The organism is Pseudomonas sp. CBS (assembly GCF_024734645.1).
Classification (GTDB): Bacteria; Pseudomonadota; Gammaproteobacteria; order Pseudomonadales; family Pseudomonadaceae; genus Aquipseudomonas.
The window spans coordinates 3630503-3649971 of the sequence record NZ_CP102929.1 but is presented as its reverse complement, the minus strand read 5'-3'; the positions used below and the strand labels follow the sequence as shown (position 1 = coordinate 3649971).

The window sequence follows — 19469 nt, the reverse complement described above, 5'->3', positions numbered from 1 at the left end:
CGACAGGAAATTAATCATGGCAAAACCTGCTGCTCGTCCTCGTAAAAAAGTTAAAAAGACAGTGGTTGATGGCATCGCCCACATCCATGCATCTTTTAACAACACAATCGTGACCATCACCGACCGTCAAGGTAACGCGCTTTCTTGGGCTACCTCCGGTGGTTCGGGTTTCCGCGGTTCCCGCAAGTCCACCCCGTTTGCTGCTCAAGTAGCTGCTGAACGTGCTGGTCAAGCTGCGCTGGAATATGGCCTGAAAAACCTCGACGTTAACGTCAAAGGTCCAGGTCCAGGTCGTGAGTCTGCTGTCCGTGCATTGAACGGCTGTGGCTATAAGATCGCCAGCATCACCGACGTGACGCCAATCCCGCACAACGGGTGCCGTCCGCCGAAGAAGCGCCGCGTGTAATCCAGGAGATTGTAAAGAATGGCTCGTTACATTGGTCCAAAATGCAAACTCGCTCGTCGTGAAGGCACCGATCTCTTTCTGAAGAGCGGCGTGCGCGCGATCGAATCGAAGTGCAACATTGAAGCAGCACCTGGTATCCACGGCCAACGCCGCGGTCGCCAGTCCGATTACGGCACCCAACTGCGTGAAAAGCAGAAGGTCCGTCGTATCTACGGCGTTCTCGAGCGTCAGTTCAGCGGCTACTACAAAGAAGCTGCTGGCAAGAAAGGTGCAACCGGTGAAAACCTGCTGCAACTGCTCGAATGCCGTCTGGACAACGTTGTATACCGTATGGGCTTTGGTTCGACTCGTGCCGAATCCCGTCAGCTGGTATCGCACAAATCCGTCAGCGTAAACGGCCAAACCGTTAACGTCCCGTCGTACCAGGTTCGTGCTGGTGACGTGGTCGCGATTCGCGAGAAAGCAAAAAATCAACTTCGCATTGTCCAAGCTCTCGATCTGTGTGCCCAACGTGGCCGCGTAGAATGGGTAGAAGTAGACACTGAGAAGAAGTCGGGCGTTTTCAAGAACGTTCCTGCTCGCAGTGATCTGTCCGCCGACATCAACGAAAGCCTGATTGTCGAGCTCTACTCCAAGTAAGGGCTAGAAAATAGGTGCATCCATGCAGATTTCGGTAAATGAGTTCCTGACACCCCGTCACATTGATGTGCAGGTTGTCAGTCCAACCCGCGCCAAGATCACTCTCGAGCCTCTCGAGCGTGGTTTTGGCCACACCCTGGGCAACGCGCTGCGCCGCATCCTGTTGTCCTCAATGCCCGGCTGTGCAGTAGTCGAGGCCGAGATTGACGGTGTGCTCCACGAGTACAGCGCCATCGAAGGTGTACAGGAAGACGTAATTGAAATCCTGTTGAACCTTAAAGGTCTGGCTATCAAGCTGCACGGCCGTGACGAAGTTACGCTGACCTTGTCGAAGAAGGGTTCGGGGGTGGTTACCGCTGCCGATATTCAGCTGGATCATGATGTCGAGATCGTTAATCCCGATCACGTAATCGCTAACCTGGCGTCTAACGGCGCCCTGAACATGAAGCTCACTGTAGCTCGTGGTCGTGGTTATGAACCGGCCGACTCGCGTCAGAGCGATGAAGACGAAAGCCGCAGCATTGGTCGCTTGCAGCTCGACTCTTCGTTCAGCCCGGTTCGCCGTATCGCATACGTGGTGGAAAACGCCCGTGTCGAACAGCGTACTAACCTGGACAAGCTGGTTATTGATCTGGAAACCAACGGTACTCTGGATCCTGAAGAGGCTATCCGCCGCGCTGCAACCATTCTGCAACAGCAGTTGGCTGCGTTCGTCGACCTCAAAGGTGACAGCGAACCAGTGGTAATCGAGCAGGAAGACGAGATCGATCCGATCCTGCTTCGCCCGGTTGACGATCTGGAACTGACTGTACGTTCGGCTAACTGCCTTAAGGCGGAAAACATTTACTACATCGGCGATCTGATTCAGCGCACCGAAGTAGAACTGTTGAAGACTCCGAACCTGGGCAAGAAATCCTTGACTGAAATCAAGGACGTTCTGGCCTCCCGCGGTCTGTCCCTCGGCATGCGCCTCGACAACTGGCCGCCTGCAAGTCTTAAGAAGGACGACAAGGCGACTGCCTGATCGTCGTAATCACCGAACGTGAGTTTGGTAAGGAATGAACCATGCGTCATCGTAAAAGTGGTCGTCACCTGAGCCGTACCAGCTCGCACCGTAAGGCTATGTTCCAGAACATGGCGGTGTCGCTGTTCGAGCACGAGCTGATCAAAACTACACTGCCGAAAGCTAAAGAACTGCGTCGCGTTGCTGAGCCGCTGATTACTTTGGCCAAGACAGACAGCCTGGCTAACCGCCGTTTGGCTTTCGACCGTACTCGTTCGAAAGCTATCGTTGGTAAGCTCTTCAACGACCTGGGCAAGCGTTACGCTACCCGTGAGGGTGGCTACCTGCGCATCCTCAAGTGCGGTTTCCGCGCTGGTGACAACGCGCCTATGGCGTACGTTGAGCTGATCGATCGTCCAGTTGGCGGTGAAGCTGTATCCGCTGAGTAAGACGTCAGTCTGTAACGAAGAACCGGGCCTAGTGCCCGGTTTTTTGTGTGCGGTAGAAAACTGGAACTAACTCGAGCGAATAGGTATTTGGCTGATGAAACTGCCTTTTGCTATCCGTACGGATGACTCGTTAGTTAATTTCTATCGATGCTCATGATTTAATGAATTTGATGGTGTCATCTTCCTGGTCAATACTGCCCCCAAGCCGATTAGCCGGCAGTTCCAAGACTGACCTGAGGAAGATTGAGCATGAGCCAGAATAAAACCCTTACTACCGCCAGCGGCGCCCCCGTTGCCGATAACCAGAATTCCCGTTCGGCCGGCCCACGCGGCCCATTGCTGCTCGACGATTTTCACCTGATCGAGAAGCTCGCGCACTTCAACCGTGAAAACATCCCTGAGCGTCGCGTACACGCCAAAGGCTCGGGCGCCTACGGTACCTTCACCGTCACCCAAGACATCACTCAGTACACCAGCGCCAAGTTGTTCGAGTCCGTGGGCAAGCAAACTCCGACCTTCTTGCGCTTCTCCACGGTAGGTGGCGAACGCGGTTCGGCTGACACTGAGCGCGACCCACGCGGTTTCGCGTTGAAGTTCTACACCGAGGAAGGCAACTGGGACATCGTTGGCAACAACACCCCGGTGTTCTTCATCCGTGACCCGCTGAAATTCCCGGACTTCATCCATACACAAAAGCGCCTGCCGCAAAGCAACCTGAAAAGTGCACAGATGATGTGGGACTTCTGGTCTCACTCTCCTGAAGCGCTGCACCAGGTCACCATCCTGTTTTCGGACCGCGGCATCCCGGACGGCTACCGTCACATGCACGGCTTTGGTAGCCACACCTACAGCCTGATCAACGCCAAGGGCGAGCGTCACTGGGTGAAGTGGCACTACAAGACCAAGCAAGGCATCAAGAACCTGGCACCGGCTGAGGCTGCACGCTTGGCGGGTACCGACCCTGATTACGCCCAGCGCGATCTGTTCGGCGCTATCGAGCGTGGGGATTTCCCGAAATGGCGCGTGTGCATCCAGATCATGACGGAAGCCCAAGCGAACGCTCACTACGAGAACCCGTTCGACGTGACCAAGACCTGGTCGCAGAAAGAGTTCCCGTTGATTGAAGTGGGCGAGCTGGAGCTGAACCGCAACCCGCTGAACTACTTCGCTGAAGTTGAGCAGGCGGCTTTCGGTCCAAGCAACATGGTCCCAGGTGTTGGCTTGTCGCCAGACCGCATGTTGCAAGGTCGCGTGTTCGCTTACGCTGATGCCCACCGCTACCGTGTTGGCACCAATCACCAGCAACTTCCGGTGAACGCGCCACGCAGCCCGGTCAACAGCTACCAGCGTGACGGTTCGATGGCATTCGGCGCCAATGGCGGTGCGGCTCCCAACTACGAGCCAAACAGCTATGCCGATGCACCGAAGCAGGCTCCTCAGTACGCCGAGCCAGCCTTGGCCCTGAGCGGTGCGGCTGATCGTTACGATCACCGCGAGGACACCGACTACTACAGCCACGCCGGTGCGCTGTTCCGCCTGATGAATGATGAGCAGAAAGCCCTGCTGATCAACAATATCGCCGGCGCCATGGCGGGTGTTTCCAGTGATGTGGTGCAGCGCCAGTTGCAGTACTTCTTCAAAGCCGATCCGGCTTATGGAGAAGGGATCGCATCTGCACTGGGTGTATCGCTTAACTAACTCTAAACGATAAGCAGAACCGCCCTCATTTGGGCGGTTTTTGCGTTATTTCAGCTACTTTTCACCGGAAATCTTCACTTTTCTGCCGTTGGTCCCGTGACCTCCGGGTCATCATGGTTCAAACTACAGACTTTCAAGTAGGGAGATGTAGGGCGATGCAAGGTCACCCCGACGTAATCGATTACCTCAACACGTTGCTGACGGGCGAACTGGCAGCTCGTGACCAATATTTCATTCACTCGCGGATGTACGAAGACTGGGGCTTTACCGAGCTCTACGAGCGTATCAACCATGAAATGGAAGAAGAGGCACAGCACGCCGACGCGCTGATGCGCCGTATCCTGATGCTCGAAGGCACGCCGCGTATGCGTCCCGACGACCTGGACACCGGCACCACGGTGCCAGAGATGCTCGCCAGCGACCTGCGCCTTGAGTACAAGGTCCGTGCCGCGCTCTGCAAGGGCATCGAGCTCTGCGAGCAGCACAACGACTACGTCACGCGGGAAATCCTGCGGGTGCAGTTGAATGACACCGAAGAAGATCACACCTACTGGCTGGAAAAGCAGTTGGGCCTGATCAAGTTGATTGGCCTGGAGAACTACCTGCAATCGCAGTTCTGATTCCTCCGGCTACAAAAAAGCCCCTGTCACTGTGTAAGTGACAGGGGCTTTTTCGTGGGCCTGAACAATCAGTCCTTGTCGCGGGCCAGCAGCGGCTTCAGATAGAAGCCGGTGTGAGACTGCTTCATCTCCGACACTTGCTCCGGTGTGCCGACCGCAATGATCTGCCCACCTTTGGAGCCGCCTTCCGGCCCCAGGTCCACCAGCCAGTCGGCGGTCTTGATCACATCCAGGTTGTGCTCGATCACCACAACCGTGTTGCCGTGGTCACGCAAGCGATGCAGTACATCCAGCAACTGCTGGATATCCGCGAAGTGCAAACCCGTAGTCGGCTCATCGAGGATATACAAGGTCTTGCCGGTATCACGCTTGGACAGCTCACGGGACAGCTTGACCCGCTGCGCCTCGCCACCCGACAGCGTGGTCGCCGACTGACCCAGCTTGATGTACGACAGGCCAACATCCATCAGCGTCTGCAGCTTGCGCGCCAGGGCCGGTACCGCGTCAAAGAACACCCGGGCTTCCTCGATCGTCATCTCGAGGGTTTCGTGGATGCTCTTGCCCTTGTATTTGATCTCCAGGGTTTCGCGGTTGTAGCGCTTGCTCTTGCACACGTCGCACGGCACGTAGATGTCCGGCAGGAAGTGCATCTCAACCTTGATCAAGCCATCGCCCTGGCACGCCTCACAGCGCCCACCCTTGACGTTGAACGAGAACCGGCCAGGTCCGTAACCGCGAGAGCGGGATTCCGGCACACCGGCGAACAGCTCGCGAATCGGCGTGAACAACCCGGTGTAGGTCGCCGGGTTGGAACGCGGTGTGCGGCCAATCGGGCTTTGGTCAATATCGACCACCTTATCCAGGTGTTCCAGACCCTTGATGCTGTCATGAGCGGCGGCTTCAAGAGTCGTCGCGCCGTTCAGTGCAGTGGCGCTCAACGGAAACAACGTGTTGTTAATCAGCGTCGACTTGCCCGAACCGGATACACCGGTCACGCAGGTCAGCAGTCCCAGCGGGATTTCCAGATCGACATTGCGCAAGTTGTTGCCACGCGCGCCTTTGAGGTGCAGTGCCATCTTCTTGTTGCGCGGCGTACGCTTGGCCGGCACGGCGATCTTCACCCGGCCCGACAAGTATTTGCCGGTCAGCGAGTCAGGATGCGCCATCACTTCTGCTGGCGTGCCCTCGGCGACAATATGCCCACCGTGCACACCCGCGCCCGGGCCAATGTCGACCACATAGTCGGCCAGGCGAATCGCATCTTCGTCGTGCTCAACCACGATCACCGTGTTACCGATGTCCCGCAGGTGCTTCAGCGTACCCAGCAAGCGATCGTTGTCCCGTTGATGCAAGCCAATGGATGGCTCATCGAGGATGTACAACACACCCACCAGACCGGCGCCAATCTGGCTGGCCAAGCGAATGCGCTGGGCTTCACCACCTGAGAGCGTATCCGCACTGCGGTCCAGCGACAGATAGTCCAGCCCAACGTTAACCAGGAACTGCAACCGCTCACGAATTTCCTTGAGGATCTTGTCCGCAATCTCCCCGCGGCGGCCAGTCAGCTTCAGCGTACCGAAGTATTCGCAGGCATCCCCAATCGGCAGGTTGGTCACCGCCGGCAGTGTCTTCTCGCCGACCCACACGTGCCGCGCTTCACGGCGCAGGCGCGTGCCACGGCAGTCCGGGCACGGCTGGGTGCTGAGGAACTTGGCCAGTTCTTCGCGCACGCTGGCGGATTCGGTCTCGCGGTAGCGCCGCTCCAGGTTCGGCACGATGCCTTCGAACGGGTGCGAGCGTTTGACGATATCGCCACGGTCATTCAAATATTTGAAGTCGACGTTCTGCGAACCGCTGCCATGCAGGATGAATTTCTGATGTTCGGCCGTCAGCTCGTTGAAGGGCACTTCGAGGCTGAACTTATAGTGCGAGGCCAGCGAACCCAGCATCTGGAAGTAATAGACGTTACGCCTGTCCCAGCCGCGTATCGCGCCCTCCGCCAGCGTGAGGTCACCATTGACCAGGCGCTTGATGTCGAAGAATTGCTTAACCCCCAGGCCATCACAGGTCGGGCAGGCGCCGGCGGGGTTGTTGAAGGAAAACAGCTTCGGTTCCAGCTCGCTGATGGCATGGCCGCAGATCGGGCAGGCGAAGCGCGCGGAAAAGATGATTTCTTCCCCCGGCTCGTCGTCCATTGGTGCTACCAGGGCGATACCGTCCGCCAGCTTCAGCGCGGTCTCGAAGGATTCCGCCAGGCGCTGCTGCAAATCGGCACGCACCTTGAAGCGGTCGACCACTACATCAATCGAGTGCTTCTTCTGCTTATCCAGCTTTGGCGCTTCGTCCAGCTCATAGAGCTTGCCGTTGATCCGGGCACGCACGAAACCTTGCGCACGCAGCTCTTCAAAGACTGAAAGGTGCTCACCCTTGCGCTCGCGGATCACCGGTGCCAGCAGCATCAGCTTGGCGCCTTCCGGCTGGGCCAGCACCAGGTCGACCATCTGGCTGACGGTCTGGGCTTCCAGGGGAATGTCGTGGTCCGGGCAACGGGGGATACCCACGCGGGCATACAGCAGGCGCAGGTAGTCGTAGATCTCGGTAATGGTGCCCACGGTAGAGCGCGGGTTATGGGACGTGGATTTCTGTTCGATGGAAATCGCGGGCGACAGGCCTTCAATGGTGTCGACGTCGGGCTTTTCCATCATCGACAGGAACTGGCGGGCATAGGCCGACAGGGATTCCACGTAGCGGCGCTGGCCTTCGGCGTACAGCGTGTCAAACGCCAGGGACGACTTGCCGGACCCGGACAAGCCGGTGATGACGATCAGTTTGTCCCGTGGCAGGGTCAGGTCGATGTTCTTCAGGTTGTGGGTTCGAGCCCCACGAATCAGGATCTTGTCCAAGATGGCCTCGCACGGCGGGCGTAAATAATGCAGGAGTATACGGCTAAAGACTGGATGAATATACACTGTCAAAGTGCCGGGTGCAGCCTTACATGAAAGCTGCGCGGCAAAGCGCCGCATATACCCTCTCAATCGATGGGACTGGTAGAATCGCCGCCGGTTCACACGAGGTTTATCCATGCACGATCCCCACAGCGAACGCATGAGTGGCAGCGAGACCCGCGCAGCAAGCGGTCTGGCCCTGGTGTTCGCATTCCGTATGCTTGGCATGTTTATGGTGTTGCCGGTGCTGGCGACCTATGGAATGGATCTCGCAGGAGCGACCCCGGCCCTGATCGGCCTGGCGATTGGCGCCTATGGCCTGACCCAGGCGCTGTTTCAGATTCCGTTCGGGGTCATTTCCGACCGCATCGGCCGCCGGCCAGTGATCTACCTGGGCCTGATCGTATTCGCCCTGGGCAGTGTGCTCGCCGCCAATGCTGACTCGATCTGGGGCGTGATCGCCGGACGCGTCCTGCAAGGCGCGGGCGCGATTTCCGCCGCCGTCATGGCGCTGCTCTCCGACCTGACCCGCGAACAACACCGCACCAAGGCCATGGCCATGATCGGCATGACCATTGGTCTTTCGTTCGCCGTGGCAATGGTGGTTGGCCCGCTGCTGACCCGCGCGTTCGGCTTGCACGGCCTGTTCCTGGCGACGGGTGGCATGGCGTTGTTCGGCATCGTGATCGTTGCCTTTATGGTGCCGCATTCCACCGGGCCGCTGCAGCATCGTGAGTCGGGCGTCGCGAAACAAGCGCTATTGCCCACCCTCAAGCACCCGGACCTGCTGCGCCTGGATTTGGGTATCTTCGTATTACACGCGATGCTGATGTGCAGCTTCGTCGCCTTGCCCCTGGCCCTGGTGCAAAAAGCCGGGCTGCCCAAGGAGCAGCACTGGTGGGTGTACCTGACTGCGCTGCTGATTTCCTTCTTCGCCATGATCCCGTTCATCATCTACGGCGAGAAGAAACGCAAAATGAAACGAGTTCTACTGGGCGCCGTCGCGACATTGATGCTCACTGAGCTATTCTTCTGGCAGTTCGGCGACAGCCTGCGGGCTCTGGTGATCGGCACGGTGGTGTTCTTCACCGCGTTCAACCTGCTGGAGGCTTCATTGCCTTCGCTGATCAGTAAGGTTTCACCGGCCGGCGGCAAAGGCACGGCGATGGGCGTGTATTCCACCAGCCAGTTCCTCGGTTCTGCACTGGGCGGGATCATGGGCGGCTGGATGTTCCAGCATGGCGGTTTGTCGGTTGTGTTCCTGGGATGCGCAGGTCTGGCTGCCCTCTGGCTAGCCTTTGCTGTTACCATGCGCGAACCTCCCTATGTGACGAGCCTGCGCTTGCCGTTATCGCCCGAAGCGATCCGCGAAGCCGGTCTGGTCGAGCGCCTTAAGGCCGTTGTTGGGGTTACGGATGCTGTGGTTGTTACTGAAGAAGCCGCCATCTACATCAAATTGGACACCGAATTATTGGATCGCGCGACGCTCGAGCAACTGGTCAACCCAGTGCCGACAGCGCGCCCAGCCTAGGAGAACGTTATGGCCCGTGGGGTTAACAAAGTCATATTGGTCGGTACATGCGGCCAGGATCCCGAAGTTCGCTACTTGCCGAACGGTAACGCCGTGACCAACCTGAGTCTGGCGACCAGCGAGCAGTGGACCGACAAGCAAACCGGCCAGAAGGTCGAGAAAACCGAATGGCACCGTGTGTCGATGTTCGGCAAGGTTGCAGAGATCGCCGGTGAATACCTGCGCAAAGGTTCGCAGGTCTACATCGAAGGCAAACTGCAAACCCGCGAGTGGGAAAAAGACGGCATCAAGCGTTACACCACTGAAATCGTGGTCGACATGCAAGGCACCATGCAACTGCTGGGCGGCCGTCCGCAGGGCGACCAACAAGGCCAGGGCGGCATGTCCAACTCGGCACCGCGTCCACAGCAGCAGTCCCGTCCGCAGCCGACCCAGCAGCCACAGCGTGAGTCGCGTCCAGCGCCACAGCAGGCCGCTCCTCAGCCGGCAGCCGACTTCGACAGCTTTGATGACGATATTCCGTTCTAAGGTCGCTTGAGACCCGAACTGTCGCGTAACACCAGAAAACCCCCGATGGCTTTTGCCTCGGGGGTTTTTCATTTCATGGCTGGCAACCGGCTAAGCATCAGCAGAGGCGGCGCTTACCACCAGCTCCCGAAACCGCTCCAGCACTGACGACGTATCACCCGCCCGCGTTGCCAAATGCAACGGCGCTACCAGGCTCCGACACTCCGACAGCTCCCGATAAACAATCCCGTCCCCCCGCAACCGCTGCATGGACGCGGGCACAATCGAAACCCCAAGCCCCGCAGCCACCAGGCTCAACGTCGCCGTCATGCGCGGCGCTTCTTGCACAACCTGCGGGCTGAAACCTGCTTCGCGACACGCCACCAGAATCGCGTCATACAACCCAAGTCCCACCCGGCGGCGATACAGCACAAACGCCTCGGTGGCCAATGTCGCCAACGGCAGCGGCGTCGACGGATCGATAGCCAGCGGGTGATCAGTGGGCAGCGCCAGCAACATCGGCTCCACCAGAATCGGTTCATCCTGCAACGCCTGCGTCCCGCTCAGCGGCGAACGGATAAATGCCGCGTCGAGCTTTTCATGGAGCAGCGCGTCCAGCAGTTCACCCGTGCCGGCTTCTTCCAAAACCACAGAAACACCGACAAAGGTTTCCCGAAACAGGCGCAATACGCTGGGCACAAATGGATGCAAGGCGGCAGAACTGGTGAAGCCAATGGCCAAGCGTCCACGTTCACCACGGGCAGCGCGGCGCACGATATCGGCCACACCATCGACACTGGCCAAGATCTGTCGCGCCTCTTCCAGCAAGGCCAAGCCCGCAGTGGTCGGGCGCACGCCCCGTGGCAGGCGCTCCATCAGCACCACGCCCAACTCGGCTTCCAGGCTTTGCAGCAATCGCGTCAATGGCGGTTGCTGCATGCCCAGTCGTTCTGCTGCACGGGTGATATAGCCTTCTTCGGCAATCGCAACAAAGGCCTTGAGCTGCCTGAGCTCCAGCATAGGAATACTTTTAAGGTATGGGAGAGGGTCAATCCTGGCATTTGTTCTCATGGATAACAAGATTTAGGCTGTCGTCACTCCTCACAGAAGAAGGAACGCCGCAATGACCTGGTCAGCCAAGCAATACTCGATGTTCGAACAACAGCGCACCCGTCCCGTCCGGGATCTGGTGGCGGCCATCCCTGATGGCGATGTGCGCAGCGCCGTCGACCTGGGATGCGGCCCGGGTAACTCGACTGAAGTTCTGGCTGAGCGCTTTGCGCAGGCAGTGGTCACCGGCATGGACAGCTCCGATGACATGCTGGTCGACGCCCGTAAGCGCCTGCCCGCGTTGAATTTCGAATTGGCTGATATCGGCGCCTGGAACCCGGCGCAGACATTCGACGTCATCCTCGCCAATGCGTCGCTGCAATGGTTGCCCGACCACGCCACGCTGTATCCGCATTTGGTCGATCAGCTGACTCCCGGTGGCACCCTGGCGGTGCAGACACCCGACAACCTCGATGAACCGGCCCACAAGCTGGCGCGGGAAGTCGCCGCGGACGGCCCATGGGCCACAAAGATCGGCGCGGTGAAACATAACGCACGCCATACCGCGAGCTACTACTTTGAACTGCTGAGCAAACACTGCTCCACCGTGGATGTTTGGCGCACCACCTACCACCATCCGCTGGCAGGTTCTGCTGCGGTGGTGGAGTGGTTCAAAGGCTCGGCATTGCGCCCGTTCCTGGCGCCTCTGAGCGAGTCAGAAAAGAGCGCCTTCCTCGACGAATACCTGGCGCGGATCACCAAGGCCTATCCAGCGCTGGCCGATGGCACGGTGTTGCTGCCGTTCCCGCGCTTGTTCATCATTGCTACCCGGTAAGCGCGGGGGCGATCAATCGGCGGACAAGAACTGTTCCGCCGACACCACGCTCGCATAAGCAAACCCCAACGACGACATAAACGCAGCATGCACCTGGGCTGCCGGCACGGTGATGCCATTGAATTCCAGGTCCCGCGTCGCGCAGGCATCGTGGATCACGGTCACGCTGTAGCCGAGGTCCGACGCGGCGCGCACCACGCCGTCGATGCACATATGGCTCATGCTGCCCACCACCACCAACTCGGTGATGCTGCGTTGTTCCAGCAGCGCCCGCAGGTTGGTTTCGCGGAACGCATTGACGAAATGCTTGAGCACCACCGGCTCATCGGCCTGGTTCAATACCTTGGGGTGCAGATGCGCACCTTCCGAACCCGGGGTGAAGAAGGGCGCATCGTCAGAGGTGAATTCGTGACGTACATGAATCACCGCATCGCCGGCCTGGCGAAACGCCTGGAGCACTTGTTGTGCCTTGTCCGCCGCTGCGTCCACTCCGTCAAGCGGCCACTTGCCCTGGGGGAAGTAGTCGTTCTGGATATCGATTAGGATGAGTGCTTGCTTGGCCATGTTGGTTTCCTTGTGAGGGTTGATGCGTCCAGTATCCTGGCTGGCGCGGCGCCTGGGGATTGGCCGCACCGACAATAACAGAGGGAAAACTGACAATGGCGATCGTCGAGCTCGGCGTGCTGATCTACAGCGGTGCGCAAATGGCCGCCGTGCATGGCTTGACCGACCTGTTCGCGGTCGCCAACCGGATTGCGGCCGAGCATCAGTCCGAGCAACTGCCGTCCCTGCGCATCAGCCATTGGCAGGCTGAAACAGGCCATGCGCCGACCCGTGTATTCGACAGTCAGCCCGGCTCCGGTCAGGCACTGACAGCCTTGCTGATTCCACCCTCCATCGCCGGCTTTTCCGAAGGCCAGGCGTCCGCTGAATTGCTGGATTGGCTGCGCCAGCAACACCGCACCGGGACCATTCTGGGCGGCGTGTGCGTGGGCTCGATCCTGATGGCGGAAAGCGGGCTGTTGGACGGTCGCAGCGCCACCACGCACTGGACATCGGCCAAATCCTTCGCCGCCCGTTATCCGGCGATTCGCCTGGAAGCCGACAAACCCATCGTCGACGACGGCGACCTGATCACCACCGCCGGCCTCATGGCCTGGTCCGAACTGGGCCTGCGCCTGGTGGACCGTCTGCTCGGCCCGAGCATCGCTGCCAGCACTGCGCGTTTCCTGGTGATCGAACACAGCGACAGCGCCAGTGAATGCGGGAGTAACTTTGCGCCGATTCTCGCCCATGGCGACGCTGCGATTCTCAAGGTGCAGCATTGGCTGCAGGCCAGCGGTGCGGTGGATGTTTCGTTGGCTGCCATGGCGCAACAGGCGGGCCTTGAGGAACGCACGTTCTTGCGACGGTTCCGTGCTGCCACCGGCTTGAAACCCACGGAATACTGCCAACACCTTCGGGTCGGCAAGGCACGGCAGATGCTCGAATTTACCAATGGCACCATTGACCACATCGCCTGGACCGTGGGTTACCAGGACCCCGGCGCCTTCCGCGCCACCTTCAAGAAAATCACCGGGCTGGCGCCAAGCGACTACCGCAACCGTTTTGGCGTGACACCTACCAAGACCCAAGCCTGAAATCGTGCAGAACGCCGCGACACCTTGAGCACTTCGTGCAGAATAAAACAGGCCAAGTGCTATCGCTTTTCCCGCAACTGTTTGATTACCCGCGCGTTTAAACAAACGCCGCCTTGGCTTGATCCCTGCTACCGTTTCCTTACACACATGGCAGCAGAGCCAAGGGGGACGCATGACCCCGACAAATCGCAAAAAAATCGTGGTGGCGCATTCAATCCGTCCGCAAGCGCCATTGCACGAAATCGAAACCAACCGCGCGCTGGCCCGTTGGCTGGCACACGTCCTCGGCCTCAAATATGGCGGCAGCTATAACCCTGAGCTGCACAGTGGGCGCGACCTCTATCTATTACCCACCCAGACGCTGGTCGGCGCGGTCCAGGCGCGGCAATTGGGTGTCAAAGGACCTGAGGATCTGTGGGGCGGCTATGTCGATCACGATTTCATCTGCACCAAGGCCATCAGTCACGGCTTGCTGAATAAAAACGCGGTTGCGCCTGAGGGCTGGTCACCACTGTTCTCCGAGCGCGTTCGTAATGTGGTGCTGGATGGCTTGAGCGTGCACTCCCTGGAAGATGCACGACCGGCGGCGACCCATTTGCTCTACAACGGCCCGATCCGCCTCAAACCCGTGCATGCCTGCGCCGGTCGCGGCCAAGAAGTGATCCGCAGCCTCGACGAATTCGACGCCATCCTCGCGCGCCCCGACGCAGCGCAATTGTTCAGCGAAGGCGTGGTGCTGGAGCAGGACCTGAGTGACGTGGTCACCCACAGTGTCGGCCAGAGCTTTATCGGCGATCACGTCATCAGCTACTGCGGCGATCAATACCTGACCCGGGACGGGCAGGGCGAAGAGGTCTATGGTGGTTCTAACCTGCTGGTGGTGCAGGGCTACTACGAGGACCTGCTCCAGCTCGAGCTACCCGACGATGTACGCCTGGCTATCCAGCAGGCGCAGACCTTCGATAACGCGGCGGATGAGGCCTATCCCGGGTTCTATGCCTCGCGGCGCAATTACGACATCGCCCAGGGCCTCGACGGCGACGGCCAGCGCCGCAGCGGCGTGCTCGAGCAATCCTGGCGCATGGGCGGGGCCAGCAGCGCGGAAGTCGCGGCGCTGCAAAGCTTCGTCAACAACCCCGGGCTGCGGGCAATTCACGTCTCGTCGGTAGAAACCTACGTCGACCAGCCACTGCCCGCTGACGCGATCGAGGTGTACCGGGGCCCGGCAGAAAACAGCGACTTTCTTCTCAAGTACGTAACGGTCAAATCTTATGACGGCTAGAAGCGAAACCATTGCCATTGATATCGACGACGAACAGATGAGCGGGACTTTCCTCAGTCCCAAATCGAAAGTGCCGGGGGTGTTGTTTGTCCACGGCTGGGGCGGCAGCCAGGAGCGTGACCTGGAGCGCGCCAAAGGCATCGCAGGGCTTGGTTGTGTATGCCTCACATTCGACCTTCGCGGCCACGCCGGCAACGGCATTCCGTTATCCCGCGTCACCCGTGAAGACAACCTGCGCGATTTGCTCGCAGCCTACGACCGCCTGCTGGCACACCCGGCCATCGACACCTCGGCGGTGGCGGTGGTCGGCACCAGCTACGGCGGTTACCTGGCTGCCATCCTCACCTCGCTGCGCCCTGTGCGCTGGCTGGCGCTGCGGGTGCCGGCGTTGTACCGCGACCAGGAATGGCTCAAGCCCAAGCGCGACCTGGACAAGGCCGACTTGATGGATTATCGCGGGACCTTTGTGCACGCCGAAACCAATCGCGCGCTGCATGCCTGCGCGGCGTTCACCGGTGATGTGCTGATCGTTGAATCCGAAACGGATGACCACGTGCCCCACGCCACCATCATGAGCTACCGCGCCGCCTGCCAGCAGACGCACTCGCTGACCCACCGGATTATCGACGGTGCGGACCACTCCCTGAGCGACCCGGTGTCCCAGCAGGCCTACACCTCGATCCTGGTGGACTGGATCACCGAGATGGTGGTGGGCGAACGCTTGAGCATCATCCAGTCGTAGGCGTCTTCTTCACCCGCAACGCCTTGGCCTTGGCTTCCACCGCGAGGTACATCACCAGGGCCACCAGCAGCGGCAGGATGAAGTAGATCGCGCGGTAGGCGATCAACCCCGCGAGCAGGCTGCCGCGGGACGCTTCGTGCTGCAGCAAGGCAATGAAGACAGCCTCCAGCACACCAAGCCCCGCCGGGATGTGTGTGACCACTCCGGCAATGCTGCTGATCAGCAACACCCCAAGCACTACCGGGTATTCCAGCTGCTTGGGCAGCAGCGTGAAGATCACCGCCGCCATCAGCGACCAGTTCAGCGCACCGAGTGCCAGCTGCAACACTGCCATGCGCAGCGACGGCAGGCTGATTTCAATCCCGCGCACCGACCACGCGCGCTTTTTCGACAAGCGACAGGCCAGCAGATAACCCAGGCTGGCCAGTACCAGCAACACACCGACGCCTTGCAGCGCGCCGCTGCTGAGCTTCCACCCCGGCGGCAATGTCACCAGCCCGCTGCTGAATACCGCGCCGGCAATCGCCATGTAGCCAAACCAATTGGTGGCCAGGCTCAAGCCGAGAATTTTTGCGATATTCCCGCTGCTCACCCCGAGTCGGGAATACAGGCGGTAGCGCATGGCGATACCACCGACCCAGGCGCTCAGGTTGAGGTTGAAGGCGTAGCTGATGATGCCCACCGGCAGGATCTGCTTCCAGCGCAAAGGCTGGCGGATGTAGGTGCGGCCGATCAGGTCAAAGCACGAATACACCACGAAGCTGCACGCGGTCAGCGCGCCGGCGATAAGCAAGGTGCGAAGCTTGAAATCCCCAAGGGTGTCGAACACCTCGCTCCAGTCGATACGCCGGGCGAGCAGGATGAACAACACGATCAGCACCAGGAAAAACACCACCGTCAGCGGTTTTTTCCAGCGTTTAAAAAAACCGGGTTGAGGGCTTTCTTCAGCGGTGCGAGCTTGGGTCATGATCCGGGCGCTCCTCATGGACGAAGGGTTTCAACCTCGGCTTGTGGGCCGGCAGCCAGCCGGTCCACGATGGAAAATGCCGCAGCACATGGAACACGACGAAGCCCACGGTCACTCGCCAGAACCAGCCACGAGGCGTGCGGTTTTCCGGCATGGTCTTGCAGTGGTTCTGACTCAAATATTCCAGGCGCTCGAACAGTTGCTGATTGAAGCCACGATCACGAATCAGCACATTGGCCTCAAGGTTCAGCGCCAGGCTCAGCGGGTCGAGATTGCTCGAACCCACCGTGCTCCATTGCTCATCCACCAACGCCACCTTGCCGTGCAGCGGGCGCTGGCAGTACTCGTGGATCACCACGCCTTCCTTGAGCAAATAGTCATACAGCATGCGTGCCGCCAGCTTGGCCAACAGCACATCCGGTTGGCCCTGCATGATCAATTGCACCTGCACACCGCGCCGCGCGGCATTACGGATTTCCCGCAGCAGACGATAGCCTGGGAAGAAGTACGCGTTGGCAATCACCGCCCGCCGCTCGGCCTTGCGCAGCGCGTGCAGGTAGGCCTCTTCAATATCGGTACGGTGTTGCAGGTTGTCCCGGTAAATCAACCGCACCAACCCATCGCCGTCACCCGCGGCCCATGGCGAGGGCCGTTGCTCGCGCCGCCAGCCACGCCGTTTGCGCACGCGTCGGCCACTTTGGGCGAGGGCGAAATGGTGCAGGTCGGCGACCGCCGGGCCATTGACCTGCACCGCATAATCCTGCTTGGCCTCGGGGCCGAAATCTCCCAGGTGATCCGCAGAAAAATTGATCCCGCCGATAAACGCCACGCTGGCGTCCACCACCACAATCTTGCGGTGCAGACGGCGAAACCAGTTGGTGCGAAAGCCCAGGGTCTTGCTCGCCGGGTCGAACATCTGCACCGTTACGCCGGCCTGGCTCAGTTCACCGAGGAACTCCGGGCTCAGCTCGCCGCAACCGAAGCCATCAAGGCTAGCGACGACCTTTACGCCACGCTGCGCGGCCTCGATCAAAATGCCTTTCAGCTCGTGACCGACCTTGTCCTCAAACAGAATAAAGGTCTCCAGCAGGATCTCCCGCTGAGCCTGGCGCATCGCCTCGAATACCTTGGGGAAATACGCCTCGCCGTTCTCCAGCAATTCAATCTGGTTGCCGCTCTGCCAGCCGTAATCCAGGTCCCGGGCGACGGCATCGTCCGGCGGTTGGTCGGTCGCGATGTGTTCTACCGCGACCTTTTCCAGCGGCGCGCTGTTCATAGTTCAATCTCCACCGAGAGCGGCGCGTGGTCCGACAAATGCGACCACGGGCGGCTGGTCAGGACTTGTGGGTGATGCACCTTGAGGTTTCGCACATAGATGCGGTCCAGCGCCAGCAGCGGCAGGCGAGCGGGGAACGTGCGGGCCGGTTTGCCGTGGGTTTCGATAAACACTTCCCGCAGCCCGCAGTGGGCGAGATCGGCCCGCTGGCGCCAGTCGTTGAAGTCACCGGCGACAATCACCGGCGCGTCGGCGGGAATCTCGGCGATCCGTTGCGTGATCAGGCGCAACTGCTGCTGGCGATGCACTTCCCGCAACCCAAGGTGCACGCAGATGGCATGCACCTCCTGCACGTTGCCCGGCAAACGCAGCACGCAATGCAGCAGCCCGCGGCTTTCGTGGCCGCTCTGGGAAATGTCGAGGTTGTCGTAGCGGATGATCTGGAATTTCGACAGCAACGCGTTGCCATGGTCGCCATGGGGATACACCGCATTGCGACCATAGGCATATTGCGGCCAGATGCTGTCGGCGAGGAACTCGTACTGCGGCATGCTCGGCCAGTTGCTGTAGCGCTTGGGATGGCGCTCGTGGGTGCCGTGGATTTCCTGGAGAAACACCACGTCGGCGGCCACACTGCGAATCGCCTCCCGCAATTCGGGCAAGATGAAGCGCCGGTTGAGCGCGGTGAAGCCCTTGTGGGTATTGACCGTCAGCACCCTGAAGCGGGTGATGGTTTCGGTGGGTGTGATCGGTATCAGCTCCGGATGGGTCATGACAGCACCCCCGCGTCCGGCAACTTGCCGGGTTCGGTGGCCAATGCCTGGTCCAGGCCAAAACGCTGGAGCAGTTGGCGCGCGTCGAAGGGCGCGCGCACCTTGATGTCGTTATCGAAGTAGCAAAACACCTCGCGCTGCTTGCGAGCGCGGGGTTTGTGCTTCGGGTCGATCAACTGTGCATCGGCGGGTTGTTTGCCGTGGCTCCAGCGTTCGATGCGATCTCCCCAGCGCTTGATCGCTTCGGACGTATAGCCGCTGGCATACAACGCTTTGTCCCCATGCAACCGCAGATAGACAAAGTTCGCCGTGACATCTTCCAGATAGGGCCACTTGCCGGCCGTGTCTGCCACCACCAGAGCTACGCCATGCTTGTCGAGCATTTCGACAAACTCCGGCACAGCAAAACTCTTATGGCGAATCTCCACCGCGTGTCGCAGCGGCTTTTTACCGTGGGCTTGCATGCTCGCCTTGCCGTTCAAACGCGGCTCATGCTCGCGGGCGAGGGCGGCGGCCTGTTGGGTCGTGGTGGGTAATTCGGCGAGGAAGGCTTCAAACAACGGCGGGTCGAATTTGAAACTGGGTGGGAACTGCCAGAGAATCGGCCCGAGTTTTTCCTTGAGTTCCAGTACACCGGAGGCGAAGAAATTCGCCATCGGCTTGTGTACTTCCCGCAACCGCAGGATATGCGTGATATAGCGCGGCGCCTTGACGCTGAACACAAACCCTTCAGGCGTGTCGCCATACCACTCGGCGTAGCGCTTGGGTGTTTGCAGCGCGTAGAACGAGCCATTGATCTCGATGCTGTTGACCGCCCGTGAGGCAAACTGCAGCTCGCGCTTCTGGGTCAGGCCCCCGGGGTAGAAATCCCCCCGCCAGGGCGTGTAGCGCCAGCCGGAAATGCCGATATGAATCGCGGCCATGATGACTCCCGTGGGTTAACTGTGTGATGACCTCCGTTTTAGGGTGACTGTGAGGATCGGCAGAAAGTTTCGACGTTCTTACAGACGGCACTTCACAAAATGTGGGAGCGGGCTTGCTCGCGAAGACGGTGGGTCAGTCGATATCTCTGTTGACTGACACACCGCTTTCGCGAGCAAGCCCGC

At 59.7% G+C, this 19469-nt stretch carries 19 protein-coding genes; 12 read left to right on the top strand and 7 right to left on the bottom strand.

Going from position 1 to position 19469, the window contains the following annotated elements; genetic code table 11:
- Nucleotides 1-16: 16 nt before the first annotated feature.
- The 6 genes from rpsK (at nucleotide 17) to bfr (ending at nucleotide 4815) form a co-directional block, all read left to right on the top strand.
- The gene (gene rpsK, locus NVB75_RS16655) at nucleotides 17-406 is read left to right on the top strand and encodes a 30S ribosomal protein S11 (RefSeq protein WP_002555466.1); all 390 of its coding nucleotides are present in this window, start codon (nucleotides 17-19) and stop codon (nucleotides 404-406) included.
- 18 nt (nucleotides 407-424) lie between these two features.
- Nucleotides 425-1045, top strand: a complete 621-nt coding sequence (gene rpsD, locus NVB75_RS16650; protein WP_003210056.1) for a 30S ribosomal protein S4 — start codon at nucleotides 425-427, stop codon at nucleotides 1043-1045.
- A gap of 22 nt (nucleotides 1046-1067) precedes the next feature.
- On the top strand, nucleotides 1068-2069 hold the full coding sequence (locus NVB75_RS16645) for a DNA-directed RNA polymerase subunit alpha (RefSeq protein WP_003176403.1): 1002 nt from the start codon (nucleotides 1068-1070) through the stop codon (nucleotides 2067-2069).
- Between the two features lie 41 nt (nucleotides 2070-2110).
- Nucleotides 2111-2497 (top strand): 50S ribosomal protein L17, encoded by a 387-nt coding sequence (gene rplQ, locus NVB75_RS16640; RefSeq protein ID WP_003210053.1) that lies wholly within the window; start codon nucleotides 2111-2113, stop codon nucleotides 2495-2497.
- 249 nt (nucleotides 2498-2746) lie between these two features.
- Nucleotides 2747-4195 carry a catalase gene (locus NVB75_RS16635; RefSeq protein ID WP_258342417.1) on the top strand — a complete coding sequence of 483 codons (1449 nt, stop codon included), beginning with the start codon at nucleotides 2747-2749 and terminating at the stop codon, nucleotides 4193-4195.
- Between the two features lie 155 nt (nucleotides 4196-4350).
- Nucleotides 4351-4815, top strand: coding sequence for a bacterioferritin (gene bfr, locus NVB75_RS16630; RefSeq protein ID WP_003210048.1), 465 nt, complete (start codon nucleotides 4351-4353; stop codon nucleotides 4813-4815).
- Nucleotides 4816-4883: 68 nt separating this feature from the next.
- On the opposite strand, the gene uvrA is transcribed toward bfr, so the two are convergent.
- Nucleotides 4884-7718 (bottom strand): excinuclease ABC subunit UvrA, encoded by a 2835-nt coding sequence (uvrA, locus tag NVB75_RS16625; protein WP_010174605.1) that lies wholly within the window; start codon nucleotides 7716-7718, stop codon nucleotides 4884-4886.
- A 178-nt stretch (nucleotides 7719-7896) separates the two neighbouring features.
- On the opposite strand from uvrA, the gene NVB75_RS16620 reads away from it, so the two are divergent.
- Complete coding sequence (locus NVB75_RS16620; RefSeq protein ID WP_003210044.1) at nucleotides 7897-9291, top strand: MFS transporter; 1395 nt, start codon at nucleotides 7897-7899, stop codon at nucleotides 9289-9291.
- 9 nt (nucleotides 9292-9300) lie between these two features.
- Nucleotides 9301-9819, top strand: a complete 519-nt coding sequence (locus NVB75_RS16615) for a single-stranded DNA-binding protein (RefSeq protein WP_003210042.1) — start codon at nucleotides 9301-9303, stop codon at nucleotides 9817-9819.
- A 90-nt stretch (nucleotides 9820-9909) separates the two neighbouring features.
- Here NVB75_RS16615 and NVB75_RS16610 read toward each other — a convergent pair whose 3' ends face one another.
- Nucleotides 9910-10818 carry a LysR family transcriptional regulator gene (locus tag NVB75_RS16610; protein WP_258342416.1) on the bottom strand — a complete coding sequence of 303 codons (909 nt, stop codon included), beginning with the start codon at nucleotides 10816-10818 and terminating at the stop codon, nucleotides 9910-9912.
- 103 nt (nucleotides 10819-10921) lie between these two features.
- Between NVB75_RS16610 and tam the strand changes: the two genes are divergently transcribed.
- On the top strand, nucleotides 10922-11683 hold the full coding sequence (gene tam / locus NVB75_RS16605; protein ID WP_258342415.1) for a trans-aconitate 2-methyltransferase: 762 nt from the start codon (nucleotides 10922-10924) through the stop codon (nucleotides 11681-11683).
- Nucleotides 11684-11695: 12 nt separating this feature from the next.
- Here tam and NVB75_RS16600 read toward each other — a convergent pair whose 3' ends face one another.
- A complete protein-coding gene (locus tag NVB75_RS16600) occupies nucleotides 11696-12247 on the bottom strand; it encodes a cysteine hydrolase family protein (RefSeq protein WP_258342414.1) in 552 nt (183 codons plus the stop codon).
- A 95-nt stretch (nucleotides 12248-12342) separates the two neighbouring features.
- Here NVB75_RS16600 and NVB75_RS16595 point away from each other — a divergent pair, with 95 nt between their 5' ends.
- From NVB75_RS16595 to NVB75_RS16585, 3 genes are all read left to right on the top strand, one after another.
- The gene (locus NVB75_RS16595; RefSeq protein WP_258342412.1) at nucleotides 12343-13323 is read left to right on the top strand and encodes a GlxA family transcriptional regulator; all 981 of its coding nucleotides are present in this window, start codon (nucleotides 12343-12345) and stop codon (nucleotides 13321-13323) included.
- A gap of 172 nt (nucleotides 13324-13495) precedes the next feature.
- Nucleotides 13496-14605, top strand: coding sequence for a DUF3182 family protein (locus tag NVB75_RS16590; protein WP_258342410.1), 1110 nt, complete (start codon nucleotides 13496-13498; stop codon nucleotides 14603-14605).
- Entirely contained in the window at nucleotides 14595-15347 is a 753-nt protein-coding gene (locus NVB75_RS16585; RefSeq protein ID WP_258342408.1) for a S9 family peptidase, read from the top strand. The genes NVB75_RS16590 and NVB75_RS16585 overlap by 11 nt, the downstream gene beginning before the upstream one ends.
- Here NVB75_RS16585 and NVB75_RS16580 read toward each other — a convergent pair.
- Genes NVB75_RS16580 through NVB75_RS16565 form a run of 4 tightly spaced genes read right to left on the bottom strand, consistent with a single transcriptional unit; the run spans nucleotide 15334 to nucleotide 19286 of the window.
- Entirely contained in the window at nucleotides 15334-16314 is a 981-nt protein-coding gene (locus tag NVB75_RS16580; protein WP_258342406.1) for a lysylphosphatidylglycerol synthase domain-containing protein, read from the bottom strand. The genes NVB75_RS16585 and NVB75_RS16580 overlap by 14 nt on opposite strands.
- Nucleotides 16292-17590 (bottom strand): cardiolipin synthase ClsB, encoded by a 1299-nt coding sequence (gene clsB / locus NVB75_RS16575; protein ID WP_258342405.1) that lies wholly within the window; start codon nucleotides 17588-17590, stop codon nucleotides 16292-16294. The genes NVB75_RS16580 and clsB overlap by 23 nt, the downstream gene beginning before the upstream one ends.
- Nucleotides 17587-18363 (bottom strand): endonuclease/exonuclease/phosphatase family protein, encoded by a 777-nt coding sequence (locus tag NVB75_RS16570; protein ID WP_258342404.1) that lies wholly within the window; start codon nucleotides 18361-18363, stop codon nucleotides 17587-17589. Before NVB75_RS16570 ends, clsB begins: the two co-directional genes overlap by 4 nt.
- Nucleotides 18360-19286, bottom strand: a complete 927-nt coding sequence (locus NVB75_RS16565) for a DUF72 domain-containing protein (protein WP_258342403.1) — start codon at nucleotides 19284-19286, stop codon at nucleotides 18360-18362. The genes NVB75_RS16570 and NVB75_RS16565 overlap by 4 nt, the downstream gene beginning before the upstream one ends.
- Between the last annotated feature and the right edge of the window lie 183 nt (nucleotides 19287-19469).

Excerpts from the sequence above, each read along its gene's own strand:
- rpsK (WP_002555466.1), top strand. The coding sequence starts at position 17 with ATGGCAAAACCTGCTGCTCGTCCTCGTAAAAAAGTTAAAAAGACAGTG.
- rpsD (WP_003210056.1), top strand. The coding sequence starts at position 425 with ATGGCTCGTTACATTGGTCCAAAATGCAAACTCGCTCGTCGTGAAGGC.
- NVB75_RS16645 (WP_003176403.1), top strand. The coding sequence starts at position 1,068 with ATGCAGATTTCGGTAAATGAGTTCCTGACACCCCGTCACATTGATGTG.
- rplQ (WP_003210053.1), top strand. The coding sequence starts at position 2,111 with ATGCGTCATCGTAAAAGTGGTCGTCACCTGAGCCGTACCAGCTCGCAC.
- NVB75_RS16635 (WP_258342417.1), top strand. The coding sequence starts at position 2,747 with ATGAGCCAGAATAAAACCCTTACTACCGCCAGCGGCGCCCCCGTTGCC.
- bfr (WP_003210048.1), top strand. The coding sequence starts at position 4,351 with ATGCAAGGTCACCCCGACGTAATCGATTACCTCAACACGTTGCTGACG.
- NVB75_RS16620 (WP_003210044.1), top strand. The coding sequence starts at position 7,897 with ATGCACGATCCCCACAGCGAACGCATGAGTGGCAGCGAGACCCGCGCA.
- NVB75_RS16615 (WP_003210042.1), top strand. The coding sequence starts at position 9,301 with ATGGCCCGTGGGGTTAACAAAGTCATATTGGTCGGTACATGCGGCCAG.
- NVB75_RS16610 (WP_258342416.1), bottom strand. The coding sequence starts at position 10,818 with ATGCTGGAGCTCAGGCAGCTCAAGGCCTTTGTTGCGATTGCCGAAGAA.
- tam (WP_258342415.1), top strand. The coding sequence starts at position 10,922 with ATGACCTGGTCAGCCAAGCAATACTCGATGTTCGAACAACAGCGCACC.
- NVB75_RS16600 (WP_258342414.1), bottom strand. The coding sequence starts at position 12,247 with ATGGCCAAGCAAGCACTCATCCTAATCGATATCCAGAACGACTACTTC.
- NVB75_RS16595 (WP_258342412.1), top strand. The coding sequence starts at position 12,343 with ATGGCGATCGTCGAGCTCGGCGTGCTGATCTACAGCGGTGCGCAAATG.
- NVB75_RS16590 (WP_258342410.1), top strand. The coding sequence starts at position 13,496 with ATGACCCCGACAAATCGCAAAAAAATCGTGGTGGCGCATTCAATCCGT.
- NVB75_RS16585 (WP_258342408.1), top strand. The coding sequence starts at position 14,595 with ATGACGGCTAGAAGCGAAACCATTGCCATTGATATCGACGACGAACAG.
- NVB75_RS16580 (WP_258342406.1), bottom strand. The coding sequence starts at position 16,314 with ATGACCCAAGCTCGCACCGCTGAAGAAAGCCCTCAACCCGGTTTTTTT.
- clsB (WP_258342405.1), bottom strand. The coding sequence starts at position 17,590 with ATGAACAGCGCGCCGCTGGAAAAGGTCGCGGTAGAACACATCGCGACC.
- NVB75_RS16570 (WP_258342404.1), bottom strand. The coding sequence starts at position 18,363 with ATGACCCATCCGGAGCTGATACCGATCACACCCACCGAAACCATCACC.
- NVB75_RS16565 (WP_258342403.1), bottom strand. The coding sequence starts at position 19,286 with ATGGCCGCGATTCATATCGGCATTTCCGGCTGGCGCTACACGCCCTGG.